Origin of the sequence: Nocardia sp. NPDC058114 (genome assembly GCF_042884695.1) — a bacterium.
In the GTDB taxonomy this organism is placed as follows: domain Bacteria; phylum Actinomycetota; class Actinomycetes; order Mycobacteriales; family Mycobacteriaceae; genus Nocardia.
The window spans coordinates 834,615-847,918 of sequence record NZ_JBHVTK010000001.1 but is presented as its reverse complement, the minus strand read 5'-3'; the positions used below and the strand labels follow the sequence as shown (position 1 = coordinate 847,918).

The window sequence follows — 13,304 nt, the reverse complement described above, 5'->3', positions numbered from 1 at the left end:
CGTCGACTCCTCCTTCTTCTACACCCCGGCGCCGCCGGTAGTGGTTGTGCTTCCGTCATGTCGGCCGATGTGCTGGCCTACACTGCGGTTTCTCTGTGATCATGACTGTAGGGTGAGCAACCGCTCACCTTCTACTCTTCTTTCTGCCGAGGTCGATAGATGCCCCCGCAAGCCGATAAGCAGCGCAAACGCCCCAAGCAGGACCGGGCGAAGGAGACGAGAGCGCGCATTCTCACGGTGGCCGCTCATCTTTTCGGCACCCGCGGTATCGGCAATACCTCGACCAACCGGATCGCGACCGAAGCGGGCATGAGCATCGGCACGCTGTACCGCTATTTCAACGACCGCGACGAGATCGTCAAAGAGCTCAACGACAGCCTGTTTCTGCAGGTGGAAGAGCGCTACAGCCAGCTGCTCACCGCCAGTTCCGGCCAGTCCCCCCGCGATGCCGTGATAGGTCTGATCCGCTCCGCCGTCGACATCCTCGTCGCGAACGGGCCGCTCGTCCGTGCCCTGGTCGCCGATCTGCAGTTCTACGGCAGCGGTATCCCCGAATTCGAACCCCGGCTCCGGATGCTCATCAAGCTCTACCTCATCCAGTTCATGGGCCCGATCAAGCACGTCGACATCGACGTGATGGCCTTCGTCGTACTCAACGCGGGCTTCGCCACCGCGTTGCGTTCGGTCGAACTCGACGACGCCGAGCTCGACGCCATCATCGCCGGGACCGCCGACATGATCAGCGCCTGGATCGACTCGGTAGCCGTGGTCGAAAACGCTTAGTACACAACAGCAGAGGGCCCGGATCCTGGGTGAGGATCCGGGCCCGTTCGCTCCGTGATGGTCAGCGCGCGTTCGCCGTGCAGATGACGTCGACGATCTTGGCGCCACTGAGGTTCGCCGAACCGGTGTTGGCCAGGATCGCGGTGGGCGTCACCGTCGACAGCTGCTCGTACGCGACACGCTCAGCCTCTGCCCGATTGGCGCCGATCGCCCATGCGAAGGCGTCGTCGCTCTGTACGAGCGCGCCGCAACCGTTGGCCCAGGTGACGAGGACCTCGCAGTCGGCGTAGTGGCAATCAGCCAGCGCAACAGCTTCGGCCGACGGCGCATCGGCTTCGTCGGCACTGGTGCCGTAGATCAGTTCACCTTTGCTCACCGCGATCGACGCCCACTGGTTACCCGTCGCGGTCGCCGAACCGGCACCCAGGACCGACCCGGCCGCAAGACCGAGCGCCGCCACGGCGAAGCCGGCCTTACCCATGAAACTCATTCGAAAGATCTCCTCTTGAAACTGTCCCGGAAGTCCGGAACCTTCAAGATCATCATCGAACAACCGTTGATAGCCAACCGCAGGGTGAAATTTCACATCCGGGCCGTCAGCACATGAATCCGGGCCCGCGTGCTCCGTGTCCGGGGCGAAGACGATGCAAGCCCGGACCGCTACGCGGTCCGGGCTCGACAATCACCGTGACGATCAGCTCGCGTTGGCGGTACAGACCGTTTCGATCACATGACCGCCGGCCAGCTGCGACGAACCAACGTTGACGAGCAGGCTCTGCGGAGTGCCCTCGGTCAGCGCGAGGTAAGCCTCCCGCTCCGCGTCGGCGCGGGTCGGGCCCTTGCCCCAGGCGATGAAGTCATCATTCTCCACCAGGGCCGCGCAGCCGTTGACCCACACGGCCTCCACCAGGCAACCATCCGCGGCGCACTGTTCCAGTGCGGCAGCCTCGGCCTCAGCGCGCGTGGGATAGCCGACCGAACGACCGTAGTTCGCCCAGTCGCCGTCCGCGGCCATCGCGCCCCACTGGTCGGGGCCGACGGCATTCGCCGAACCGGCGCCCAGCACCGCGCCGGCCGCAAGGCCGAGCGCCGCCACGGCGAGGCCGGCCTTACTCATGAAACTCATTCGAAAGATCTCCTCTTGACACTGTTCCGGCAAGTCCAGAACCGTCAAGATCATCACTGATCGCCCGGTGACAACCAACCAGAACGGGAATCATCACACCGAGACCGGTCGACACATAACCGCAAAAAGGGCCCGGATCCAGCCAGGATCCGGGCCCGAAAAGCGCGGTGCTACACCGTGAAGCCGAGGGCGCGCAGCTGTTCGCGGCCGTCGTCGGTGATCTTGTCCGGGCCCCACGGGGGCATCCAGACCCAGTTGATCTTCAGATCCTCGACCATACCGCTGCGCACCAGGGCGTTGCGGGACTGGTCCTCGATGACGTCGGTCAGCGGACAGGCCGCCGAGGTGAGCGTCATGTCGAGGGTGCAGACGTTCTCCCCGTCGACCGACAGGCCGTAGACCAGGCCGAGGTCGACGACATTGATGCCGAGTTCGGGGTCGACGACGTCACGCATCGCCTCCTCGAGGTCCTCGAGGTGCTGAATCTGTTCGGCCGTCAACTCGACTTCGGCGGGTTTGTCGACCTCGACTGCCTGCGCGACGTCCGGGGTCTGTGCGGTATCGGTGCTCTCACTCATGTGGCAGACTCCCCATTTCCCATCGGTGCCTTGGTTTCCTCGGCCGAACTGATCTGCACGACAGCGTCTTTGAACGCCATCCACCCGAGCAGCGCGCACTTGACCCGCGCCGGGTACTTGCTCACACCGGCGAGGGCGATGCCGTCGCCGATCATGTCCTCGTCGCCTTCGACGGTGCCGCGGCTGGAGATCATCTCGCTGAACGAGTCGACCACCTTCAGCGCCTGCTGCACCGGCAGCCCGATCACCTGATCGGTGAGGATCGAGGTGGCGGCCTGGCTGATCGAGCAGCCCTGGCCGTCGTAGGAGACGTCGGCGACCTCACCGGCGTCGTCGATCTGCACGCGCATCGTCACTTCGTCACCGCACGTCGGGTTCACGTGGTGCACCTGCGCACCGAACGGTTCCCGCAGCCCGCGGTGGTGCGGGTGCTTGTAGTGGTCCAGGATCACTTCCTGGTACATCTGTTCCATACGCATGATCTAGGCAACTCCGAAGAAGGTCTTGGCCTTCCGCACGGCCGCAACCAGCGCGTCGACCTCATCGAGGGTGTTGTAGACCGCGAACGAAGCACGCGCGGTGGCGGCGACACCGAACTTGCGGTGCAGCGGCCAGGCGCAGTGGTGCCCGACCCGGATGGCCACACCCTGGTCGTCGAGGATCTGGCCCACATCGTGGGCGTGGATCCCGTCGACCACGAACGACACCGCGCCACCGCGGTCCACGTTCTCGATCGGCCCGACGATGCGCACGCCCTCGATCCCGGACAGACCGTCGAGCGCGGCACCGGTGAGGGCGTGCTCGTGCGCGGCGACCGCGTCCATGCCGAGGTCCTCGAGATAGCGCACCGCGGCGGCCAATCCGACGACCTGCGAGGTCATCGGCGTGCCCGCCTCGAAGCGCTGCGGCGGCGGCGCGTAGGTGGTCTTCTCCATGGTGACGGTCTCGATCATCGACCCACCGGTGATGAACGGCGGCGTCTCCTCCAGCAGCGCCCGGCGGCCGTACAGTCCGCCGACACCCATGGGGCCGAGCATCTTGTGGCCGGAGAACGCGGCGAAATCGACCCCGAGTTCGTGGAAGTCCACCGCCATGTGCGGCACCGACTGGCAGGCGTCGAGCACGACGAGCGCGCCGACGGCCTTTGCCCGGCGGACCAATTCGTCCACCGGAGCCACCGCACCGGTCACGTTCGACTGATGGCTGAACGCGAGAACCTTTGTCGCGGAAGACAGTTCGAGCGAATCCAGGTCGATGCGGCCGTCATCGGTGATGCCGTACCACTTCACGGTGGCACCGGTCCGACGCGCGAGCTCCTGCCACGGAACGAGATTCGCGTGGTGTTCGAGCTCGGTGATGACGATCTCGTCGCCGGGGCCCACCTTGTAGGGGAACCGGTCGTCACCGAACGCGTTGGCCACCAGGTTCAGCGACTCGGTCGCGTTCTTGGTGAACACGATCTCGCCGGTGTCGGCGCCGACGAAGCGGGCGATGTCGGCGCGCGCCTCCTCGTAGGAGTCGGTCGCCTCCTCCGCCAGCTGGTGGGCACCGCGGTGCACCGCCGAATTCCGGGTGAGCAGGAACTCGCGCTCGGCGTCCAGCACCTGCAGCGGACGCTGCGAAGTGGCACCGGAGTCCAGGTACACCAACGGTTTCCCGTCCCGCACCGTGCGGTGCAGGATGGGGAAGTCGGCCCGGATCCGGGCCACGTCGAGGGCTGGCACCGTCGCGGTCATGTCAGGCTCCAGCGGTCGCGGACGTGAAGCGCTCGTAGCCGTTCGCGTCGAGTTCCTCGGCCAGCTCGGAGCCACCCTCGGCGACGATCTTGCCGTTGACGAACACGTGCACGAAGTCGGGCTTGATGTAGCGCAGGATGCGGGTGTAGTGCGTGATCAGCAGCACGCCGCCCTCCTCGCGCTCCTTGTAGCGGTTGACGCCCTCGGAGACGATGCGCAGCGCGTCGACATCCAGACCCGAGTCGGTCTCGTCGAGGATCGCGATCTTCGGCTTGAGCAGACCCAGCTGCAGGACCTCGTGACGCTTCTTCTCGCCACCGGAGAAGCCTTCGTTCACCGAGCGGTCGGCGAAGGCCGAGTCGATGTCGAGTTCCTTCATCGACTCCTTCACCTCCTTGACCCAGGTGCGCAGCTTGGGGGCCTCGCCGCGCACGGCGGTGGCGGCGGTGCGCAGGAAGTTCGACATCGAGACGCCGGGGACCTCGACGGGGTACTGCATGGCCAGGAACAGGCCCGCGCGGGCGCGCTCGTCGACCGACATGTCGAGAACGTTCTCGCCGTCGAGGGTGATGGTGCCCTGGGTGACGGTGTACTTCGGGTGGCCCGCGATCACGTAGGACAGCGTGGACTTGCCCGAGCCGTTGGGGCCCATGATGGCGTGCGTCTCGCCGGACTTCACGGTGAGGTTCACGCCGTTGAGGATCTGCTTGGACTCACCCTCGGGGGTGGTGATCTCCGCGTGCAGGTCCTTGATTTCCAAGGTGGTCATCGAATTAGAGTCCTTCGTGGGAAGTAGGTGAGTCAGATACCGACAGTGGCGAGTTCGGCCTCGATGGCCGCCTCGAGCCGCTCCCGGACCTCGGGGACCGCGATCTTCTGGATGATCTCGAAGAAGAAGCCACGCACCACCAGGCGGCGGGCGACGTCTTCGGGAATGCCGCGAGCGCGCAGGTAGAACAGCTGCTCGTCGTCGAAACGGCCGGTGGCACTCGCGTGTCCGGCACCGGCGATCTCGCCGGTCTCGATCTCCAGGTTCGGCACCGAGTCGGCACGCGCGCCGTCGGTGAGCACCAGGTTGCGGTTCGCCTCGTAGGTGTCGGTGCCCTCGGCGGCCGCGCGGATCAGCACATCGCCGATCCAGACCGTGCGAGCGTCACCCTTGGGCGAGGCCGGATCACCCTGCAGCGCACCCTTGTACAGCACATTGGACTTGCAGTTGGGCTCGGCGTGATCGACCAGCAGTCGCTGCTCGAAGTGCTGACCGGCATCGGCGAAGTACAGGCCGAACAGCTCGGCCTCGCCACCGGGACCGGCGTAGCGCACGGTGCCCGACAGGCGAACCAGGTCGCCACCGAGGGTCGCCGACACGTGGCGCAGGTTCGCGTCACGACCCAGCTTCAGGTGATGCGCGGTGACGTGCACGGCGTCTTCGTCCCATTCCTGGACCGCGACGACGGTGAGCTTGGCGCTGTCACCGAGCACGAATTCGATGTTCTCGGCGTAGGTTCCGCCGCCGCGCTGGTCGATGACCACGGTGGCGACGGCGAAGTTGTCCAGGCGCACCTGCAGATGACCGTAGGCGGTCTTGCCCTCGCCGGGACCCGTGATGGTGACGGTGACCGGGTCCGACACTTCGGTTTCCGGGCCGACGGTGATCACGGTCGCCTCGGAGAAACCCGAATAGGCCTGGGCGGCAACACGATCAGCGGGAGTACCGGCCTGGCCGAGACGAGAGTCGGTGCGGCCCACCGTTTCCACCGTGACACCGGCGACTTCACTCACCTCGACGGTAGCCTGACCATCGGCGACAGCGGTGCCGTCGTGCAGGCCGCGCAGACGGCGCAGCGGGGTGAACCGCCACGCCTCGTCGCGACCCGACGGGACCTCGAATGCGTTCACGTCGAACGAGGTGAAGACCTCGCCCTTGTTGACCGCGGCGCCCGCGCCAGGATTCTGGATCGGCGTCTCGAGCGTCGACATCAGCCCACGGCCCCTTCCATCTGCAGCTCGATGAGCCGGTTCAGTTCCAATGCGTACTCCATCGGCAATTCCTTGGCGATCGGCTCCACGAAGCCACGCACCACCATCGCCATCGCCTCGTCCTCGGTGAGGCCGCGGCTCATCAGGTAGAACAGCTGATCCTCGGAGACCTTGGAGACGGTCGCCTCGTGACCCATCGTCACGTCGTCCTCGCGGATGTCGACGTAGGGGTAGGTGTCGGAGCGGCTGATCGTGTCGACCAGTAGCGCGTCACACTTCACGGTCGACTTGGAACCGTTGGCGCCCTTGTTGATCTGGACCAGACCGCGGTACGACGCGCGACCGCCGCCACGCGCCACCGACTTCGACACGATGGTCGAGGAGGTGTGCGGGGCCAGGTGCAGCATCTTGGCGCCGGTGTCCTGGTGCTGGCCGGGGCCCGCGAACGCGACCGAGAGGACCTCGCCGTGCGCGTGCTCGCCGGTCATCCAGACCGCCGGGTACTTCATGGTCACCTTGGAGCCGATGTTGCCGTCGACCCACTCCATGGTGGCGCCGGCTTCGGCCTTGGCCCGCTTGGTGACCAGGTTGAACACGTTGTTCGACCAGTTCTGGATGGTCGTGTAGCGGCAGCGGCCGCCCTTCTTCACGATGATCTCGACGACCGCGGAGTGCAACGAGTCGGACTTGTAGATCGGCGCTGTACAACCCTCGACGTAGTGGACGTAGGCGTCCTCGTCGACGATGATCAGCGTCCGCTCGAACTGGCCCATGTTCTCGGTGTTGATCCGGAAGTAGGCCTGCAGCGGGATGTCGACGTGCACGCCCGGCGGCACGTAGATGAACGAGCCACCCGACCAGACGGCGGTGTTGAGCGCGGAGAACTTGTTGTCACCGGCGGGGATGACCGAACCGAAGTACTTGTGGAAGATCTCCGGGTGCTCCTTCAACGCCGTATCGGTGTCGAGGAAGATAACGCCCTGCTTCTCCAGGTCCTCGCGGATGGAGTGGTAGACGACCTCGGACTCGTACTGCGCCGCGACACCGGAGACCAGACGCTGCTTCTCCGCCTCCGGGATGCCCAGCTTGTCGTAGGTGTTCTTGATGTCCTCGGGCAGGTCTTCCCAGCTCTCGGCCTGCTTCTCGGACGAGCGCACGAAGTACTTGATGTTGTCGAAGTCGATGCCCTCGAGGTTGGAACCCCAGTTCGGCATGGGCTTGCGGTCGAAGATGCGCAGCGCCTTGAGGCGCAGGTCGAGCATCCACTCCTCTTCGCTCTTCTTGGCCGAGATGTCGCGAACGACAGCCTCCGACAGGCCACGTTGGGCGCTGGCGCCTGCCACATCGGAGTCGGACCAGCCGTAACCGTAGGTGCCCAGCGAGGCGATGGTTTCGTCCTGGGTAAGCGGTTGTACCTGGTCGGTCGAGGTCGTCATTCGGCACTCCTTCCGGAGTCGTTCGTTCGTCCCGCCGCGGGCTGTGCGGCGGATGGGATCTTCGGCACCGCGACCAGCGGTACGTGGGTGGTGCAGGCGCAATCGCCGTTGGCGATCGTCGCAAGGCGCTGCACGTGGGTACCGAGCAGGTCGCGGAAAGCGTCCAATTCGGCCGCGCACAACTGCGGGAACTCCTCGGCGACATGGGCCACCGGGCAGTGGTGCTGACAGATCTGCACACCGGCGCCGACCTGACGGGTGGTGGCGGCGAAACCGGCGTCGGCGAACGCTTCCGCGATCTCCTCGACCTTGGCCTCGATCACCGGTGCGGTGTGGTCGGTGACGGGTTCGATGCCGTCGACGATCACGCGAACCCGCTTGCGCGCGAATTCGGCGATCGCGGCGTCGCCACCGATCTCGCCGAGCTGGCGAATCGCCGCCCCGGCCAGATCGTCGTAGGCGTGCCCGAGGTTGCCCCGGCCCGCCGCGGTGAGCTGGTATTGCTTGGCCGGTCGACCGCGCCCTTTCTGCTGCCACGGCGCGGAGCGGCTCGCCCGAGCCTGGCCCGCGTCGATCAACGCGTCGAGGTGCCTGCGCACCCCGGCGGGCGCGAGACCGAGTTCGGTGCCGATCGCCGTCGCGGTGATCGGCCCCTGCTCGAGCAGCAACTGGACGATGGCCGCCCTGGTCTGCCCTTCGTGCGCGGTCGCCGCGGGGACAGCCGACGACCGAGCGCCGGTCGTCTTACGACCGTCACTTTCCACGTCTGTCCGCAAACCCACGGTTTTCACAACACCAGTGTGGCGGAATTGCTTCCCTAAATCTAATAAGGGTCACCTGACAAAGGGTGCCCTGACCTGCGATGAAGATCATCGGGGCGCTCCCCCGCCCGATAAAACCCCAGGTGCGGCCCCTGCGGACCGATCCCGGCCGCTCGGCCGGGTGACCCATCGCACAGGTCGGCAACCGCGACCACCCGGCGCCCGGCAACACCGCACCCGGTGCCGAACGGCCCGCCCGGCACGCTCGCACGGCATTGCTCGCAGGAGATATTCGCACCACAACGCGGCGAGCGACGGTCCGGGTGCGCGGTGGCGAACCCGGCGGGCGCAGGGGGCGGTCTGGCACGATGGCAGGGTGTCGAACCCGCTCACACCCACGTGTGTCCGTCATCCTGATCGGCCTACCGGACTCGCGTGTACGCGATGCGGGCGGCCCGCCTGTCCGGACTGCCTGCGTCCGGCGGCGGTCGGGCAGCACTGCGTGGACTGTGTCCGGCAGGGGCAGCAGGACGTGCGACCGGTGCGGACCGTCGGCGGCGCGCGCGAGGGCGGCGCGGTTCCGTACGTGACCTACGGGTTGATCGCGGTCAATGTGCTGGTCTATGTGCTCACCGCGGCGCAGGCCGGTAGCCCGATGTACAACTACCGCGGGTCGTCGGTGTTCCGGGAGTTCGTCCTGGTGCCGCTGCTGGTGGCCGACGGCGAGTGGTGGCGGCTGCTCGGGTCGGGGTTCCTGCATTACGGCGCGATCCATCTGCTGGTCAACATGTTCGCCCTGTATGTCGTGGGGCGCGACCTCGAGCAGGTGCTGGGCAGGATCAGGTACGGCTGCGTCTATCTGGTCTCGCTGCTGGGTGGGTCGGCGGCGGTGATGGCGCTGTCGGATTCGGTGACGGCGACGGCCGGCGCCTCCGGTGCGGTGTACGGCCTGTTCGGCGCTGTCACGGTGACGCTGATCCGGCTGCGGCAGAGCCCGACCCCGATGCTGGTGGTCATCGGCGTGAACGTGCTGATCAGCTTCTCGATCCCGGGAATCTCGCTGTGGGGTCACCTCGGCGGTCTGGCCGCGGGCACGTTGAGCGCGCTCGGCATCCTGTTCGTACCCGGCTGGCTGTCGGCCCGCGATCAGCGATCCGCGCAGCGCATCGGCTGGGCCGCGCTCGGTGCGGTAGCGCTGATCTGCGTGGGCGTGATCGTCGCCGCCGCGCTCTCGTTGCGCGCGGACCCGGCGTTCGTCGGACCACCGGCCGTGACCGCGCCGACCCCCGTCGAAGCACCCAGGTAGTCCGCCGCGACCGGCGCACCCCCGGTGCGTGAACGACTGACGAACCCTGTCGGGTCCCCGCACACTAGGCTCTGACTTCGTGGCGGTACTGGAGGGCGCGGCGCGCAAGACACTGGCGGTCGGGCGGCGAGCTCTCGGGCTCGACGTGTCGGCGCCCGATCACACCGTCGCGGTGCTGCATCGCGACGAGACCGAGGTCCCCGGACTCGACAAGAGCGAACGCGCGCAACTGGACCGGATCCGGCTGATGGGCGCGACCGGCGCGGTACTGATGGCGATCGCGGCGCTGGGCATCGGCGCCCAACCCGTGCACCAGAATCCGGTCTCGGGTGTGCGGGTGCTCGGCATCTTCGCGCGAGCGCACACCGGATCGCTGGCGATGTGCATGTTCGGCACCGCGCTGGTGATCGGTGCGTGGTTGCTGCTCGGACGCTTCGCGATCGGCGGACTCGCGGGTTCGCCACTGCACCGGCTGACCCGCTCGCAACTGGACCGCACGCTGCTGCTGTGGATCATTCCGCTGTCCGTGGCGCCGCCGATGTTCAGCAACGACGTCTATTCCTATCTGGCACAGAGCGAGATCGCCGCCCGCGGCATCGACCCCTATTCCGAAGGCCCCGTCGCCGGGCTCGGAATCGACAATGTGCTCACCAACAATGTGCCGACGATCTGGCGCGATACGCCCGCGCCGTACGGTCCGCTGTTCCTCTGGATCGGTCGCGGTATCGCGGAGCTCACCGGGGACAACATCATCGCCGGAGTCTGGGTGCACCGGTTGCTGGCGCTGGCCGGAGTGGCGCTGATCGTGTGGGCGCTGCCGCGGTTGTCGGTGCGCTGCGGGGTGGCGCCGGTGAGTGCGTTGTGGCTCGGCGCGGCCAATCCGCTGGTGCTGTTCCACCTGGTCGGCGGCGTGCACAACGACGCGCTGATGCTCGGGCTGATGCTGGCCGGGGTGGAGCTCATGCTGCGCGCGATCTACGGCGAAGGAGGCAGACCCGACCGGCTGACGGCCATGAATCTGCCACCCTTCGACGCCCGGGCCTACGGGCTGCTGATCGGTGGCGCGGTGGTGATCACGCTCTCGTCGTCGATCAAGCTCACCTCCATCATCGCGCTCGGCTTCGTCGGCATGGCACTGGCCAGACGCTGGGGCGGCACGCTCATCGCCGTCGTCAAGGCCGCGGCTCTGCTGGGCGTCATCGCCGTGGCGACAACGCTTCTCATCGGTTTCGCCAGCGGGCTCGGCTTCGGCTGGGTCAATACCCTCAGCGTCGCCAATGCCGTCCGGAGCTGGATGTCGCTGCCGACCATCATCGGGATCGTCACCGGTTTCGGCGGTGTGCTGCTCGGGCTGGGCGACCACACCACCGCGCTGCTGTCGATCACCCGGCCCATCGCCGCGGTGGTCGCGGGCTACGTGACAGTCCGCATGCTCGTCGCCACCGGTATGGGCCGGCTCCATCCCGTCGGCGCGCTCGGCGTCTCACTCGCGGCCATTGTGCTGCTGTTCCCCGTGGTCCAGCCCTGGTACCTGCTCTGGGCGATCGTGCCGCTCGCGGCCTGGGCCACCCAGCCGGTGTTCCGCGTGCCCGCCGTCGCCTTCTCGGCGGTGGTCTCCATGCTGGTGATGCCGCGTGGTGCGGAATTCCAGGTCTTCCAGATCATCGGCGCCGCGCTCGCCGCCGTGGTGTGCTTCGCGTTGTTCTTCGCGCTCACCCGGCACACGCTGCCGTGGCGGGCGCAGCCGGGGGTGTCGGCTCCGTCACAGGAGGGCACGGCTTACCGTGTGACAACGTGAGGGAGCGCAGCGAGCGAACCAAGGGCACAGCACCTTTTGGCGCGACGGAGCCGAGCGTCAGCGAGGCGCAGTTGTGACAACACGCCTTGGACCCGCCGTTAGCGTCGACGGTGTGGTCAAGCGCTATGGCGAGACCACAGCGGTAGACGGTCTCCGGTTCGATGTAGAGCCCGCCCAGGTGTTCGCGCTGCTGGGGCCCAACGGCGCGGGCAAGACCACCACCGTCGAGATGTGCGAGGGCTTCGTGCGCCCGGACGCGGGCACGGTCCGCGTCCTCGGCCTGGACCCGATCGCCGACTCCGAGCAGTTGCGTCCGCGCATCGGCGTGATGCTGCAGGGCGGCGGCGCCTACCCCGGCGCCCGCGCGGGCGAGATGCTCGACCTGGTCGCGTCCTACTCCGCCGATCCGATCGATCCCGACTGGCTGCTGTCGACGCTGGGCCTGCGCGACAATCGCCGCACTCCCTATCGCCGCCTGTCGGGTGGTCAGCAGCAGCGTCTGGCGCTCGCGTGCGCGCTGGTCGGCAAGCCCGAGATCGTGTTCCTCGACGAACCCACCGCCGGTCTGGACGCGCAGGCCCGGCTGATCGTCTGGGAACTCATCGACGCCCTGCGCCGCGACGGCGTGAGCGTCGTGCTCACCACGCACATGATGGACGAGGCCGAGCAGCTCGCCGACCAGCTCGTCATCATCGATCACGGGCAGATCGTCGCCCAGGGCACGCCCGCCGAGGTCACCGCCCACGGCGCGGCGGGCCAGCTGAGATTCTGCGCCCCACCGAAACTCGATCTGAACCTGCTCACCTCGGCTCTCCCGGAAGGCTTTTCGCCACGCGAGACCACACCGGGCACCTACCTCGTCGAGGGCGAGATCAACCCACAGGTGCTGGCCACCGTCACCGCCTGGTGCGCCAGGATGGACGTGCTGGCCACCGACATCCGCATCGACCAGCGTCGCCTCGAAGACGTCTTCCTCGAACTGACCGGACGGGACCTGCGCGGATGAGCGAGACCACCAGCCGTTTCCTGCCCGGCACCTTCACCCCCGATCCGCGGCCCGCCTCGCGCGCGACGATGCTCACCGCGCAGACCGGGCTCGAGCTGAAACTGTTGTTGCGCAACGGCGAACAGCTGCTGCTCACCATGTTCATCCCGATCACCCTGCTCGTCGGGCTCACCCTGCTGCCGTTCGGCGACCTGGGCGAGCACCGGGTCGACCGGATCGTGCCGATGGTGATGATGACCGCGGTGATGTCGACCGCGTTCACCGGCCAGGCCATCGCGGTCGGCTTCGACCGCCGCTACGGCGCCCTCAAACGACTCGGCGCGACACCGCTGCCCCGCTGGGGCGTGATCGCGGGCAAGTGCGCCGCCGTGCTCATCGTGGTGGTGCTGCAGGCGATGCTGCTCGGCGCGATCGGTGTGGCGCTGGGCTGGCGGCCCGGGATCGGCGGACTCGCCCTCGGCGCGTTGGTGATCGCCCTCGGCACGGCCACCTTCGCGGCGATGGGCTTGCTGCTGGGCGGGACGCTCAAGGCCGAGGTCGTGCTGGCGCTGGCCAATATCCTGTGGTTCATCATGCTCGGCATCGCCAGCCTGGTCCTCGTCGGCGACACCCTGCCCACCGCCCTGACCGTGATCGCGCGGCTCATCCCGTCCGGGGCGCTGGCTTTCGCGCTGGACACGGCGCTGACGGGGTCGATCGACTGGTTCGCAGTGGCGGTGCTCGCGGCGTGGGGCGTGGTGTGCGGATGGCTGGCGACCCGGCTGTTCCGGTTCCACTGACGTGACCAACGACGC

General features: G+C 67.3%; 14 protein-coding genes. 5 read left to right on the top strand and 9 right to left on the bottom strand.

The features are described from left to right. The first annotated feature begins 159 nt into the window (after positions 1 to 159). Positions 160 to 783 carry a TetR/AcrR family transcriptional regulator gene (locus ACFVVI_RS03845; RefSeq protein WP_387443000.1) on the top strand — a complete coding sequence of 208 codons (624 nt, stop codon included), beginning with the start codon at positions 160 to 162 and terminating at the stop codon, positions 781 to 783. A gap of 61 nt (positions 784 to 844) precedes the next feature. On the opposite strand, the gene ACFVVI_RS03840 is transcribed toward ACFVVI_RS03845, so the two are convergent. The 9 genes from ACFVVI_RS03840 to ACFVVI_RS03800 all read right to left on the bottom strand — a co-directional run bounded on the left by ACFVVI_RS03840 (position 845) and on the right by ACFVVI_RS03800 (position 8,430). Beyond that, positions 845 to 1,273 (bottom strand): DUF4189 domain-containing protein, encoded by a 429-nt coding sequence (locus ACFVVI_RS03840; protein ID WP_387442997.1) that lies wholly within the window; start codon positions 1,271 to 1,273, stop codon positions 845 to 847. A 204-nt stretch (positions 1,274 to 1,477) separates the two neighbouring features. Then, positions 1,478 to 1,909: a DUF4189 domain-containing protein gene (locus ACFVVI_RS03835; protein ID WP_378989112.1), complete on the bottom strand. Its 432-nt coding sequence runs from the start codon at positions 1,907 to 1,909 to the stop codon at positions 1,478 to 1,480. A gap of 170 nt (positions 1,910 to 2,079) precedes the next feature. Then, on the bottom strand, positions 2,080 to 2,487 hold the full coding sequence (locus tag ACFVVI_RS03830; protein WP_378989111.1) for a metal-sulfur cluster assembly factor: 408 nt from the start codon (positions 2,485 to 2,487) through the stop codon (positions 2,080 to 2,082). Then, on the bottom strand, positions 2,484 to 2,966 hold the full coding sequence (sufU, locus tag ACFVVI_RS03825) for a Fe-S cluster assembly sulfur transfer protein SufU (protein ID WP_056810385.1): 483 nt from the start codon (positions 2,964 to 2,966) through the stop codon (positions 2,484 to 2,486). Before sufU ends, ACFVVI_RS03830 begins: the two co-directional genes overlap by 4 nt. 3 nt (positions 2,967 to 2,969) lie before the next feature. Further along, positions 2,970 to 4,223, bottom strand: coding sequence for a cysteine desulfurase (locus ACFVVI_RS03820; protein ID WP_378627113.1), 1,254 nt, complete (start codon positions 4,221 to 4,223; stop codon positions 2,970 to 2,972). Position 4,224: 1 nt separating this feature from the next. Next, positions 4,225 to 4,992, bottom strand: a complete 768-nt coding sequence (sufC, locus tag ACFVVI_RS03815; protein WP_067452582.1) for a Fe-S cluster assembly ATPase SufC — start codon at positions 4,990 to 4,992, stop codon at positions 4,225 to 4,227. 32 nt (positions 4,993 to 5,024) lie between these two features. Beyond that, a complete protein-coding gene (gene sufD / locus ACFVVI_RS03810; protein WP_387442990.1) occupies positions 5,025 to 6,203 on the bottom strand; it encodes a Fe-S cluster assembly protein SufD in 1,179 nt (392 codons plus the stop codon). Further along, positions 6,203 to 7,639 carry a Fe-S cluster assembly protein SufB gene (sufB, locus tag ACFVVI_RS03805; protein WP_378989109.1) on the bottom strand — a complete coding sequence of 479 codons (1,437 nt, stop codon included), beginning with the start codon at positions 7,637 to 7,639 and terminating at the stop codon, positions 6,203 to 6,205. The genes sufD and sufB overlap by 1 nt, the downstream gene beginning before the upstream one ends. Next, positions 7,636 to 8,430 (bottom strand): helix-turn-helix transcriptional regulator, encoded by a 795-nt coding sequence (locus ACFVVI_RS03800; RefSeq protein WP_387442987.1) that lies wholly within the window; start codon positions 8,428 to 8,430, stop codon positions 7,636 to 7,638. The genes sufB and ACFVVI_RS03800 overlap by 4 nt, the downstream gene beginning before the upstream one ends. 346 nt (positions 8,431 to 8,776) lie before the next feature. Between ACFVVI_RS03800 and ACFVVI_RS03795 the strand changes: the two genes are divergently transcribed. The 4 genes from ACFVVI_RS03795 to ACFVVI_RS03780 all read left to right on the top strand — a co-directional run bounded on the left by ACFVVI_RS03795 (position 8,777) and on the right by ACFVVI_RS03780 (position 13,289). Then, entirely contained in the window at positions 8,777 to 9,706 is a 930-nt protein-coding gene (locus ACFVVI_RS03795; RefSeq protein WP_378989107.1) for a rhomboid family intramembrane serine protease, read from the top strand. A 79-nt stretch (positions 9,707 to 9,785) separates the two neighbouring features. Continuing rightward, complete coding sequence (gene mptB, locus ACFVVI_RS03790) at positions 9,786 to 11,504, top strand: polyprenol phosphomannose-dependent alpha 1,6 mannosyltransferase MptB (RefSeq protein ID WP_387442983.1); 1,719 nt, start codon at positions 9,786 to 9,788, stop codon at positions 11,502 to 11,504. A 73-nt stretch (positions 11,505 to 11,577) separates the two neighbouring features. Continuing rightward, a complete protein-coding gene (locus ACFVVI_RS03785) occupies positions 11,578 to 12,510 on the top strand; it encodes an ABC transporter ATP-binding protein (RefSeq protein ID WP_378989105.1) in 933 nt (310 codons plus the stop codon). After that, a complete protein-coding gene (locus tag ACFVVI_RS03780) occupies positions 12,507 to 13,289 on the top strand; it encodes an ABC transporter permease (RefSeq protein ID WP_379313225.1) in 783 nt (260 codons plus the stop codon). Before ACFVVI_RS03785 ends, ACFVVI_RS03780 begins: the two co-directional genes overlap by 4 nt. Positions 13,290 to 13,304 lie beyond the last annotated feature (15 nt).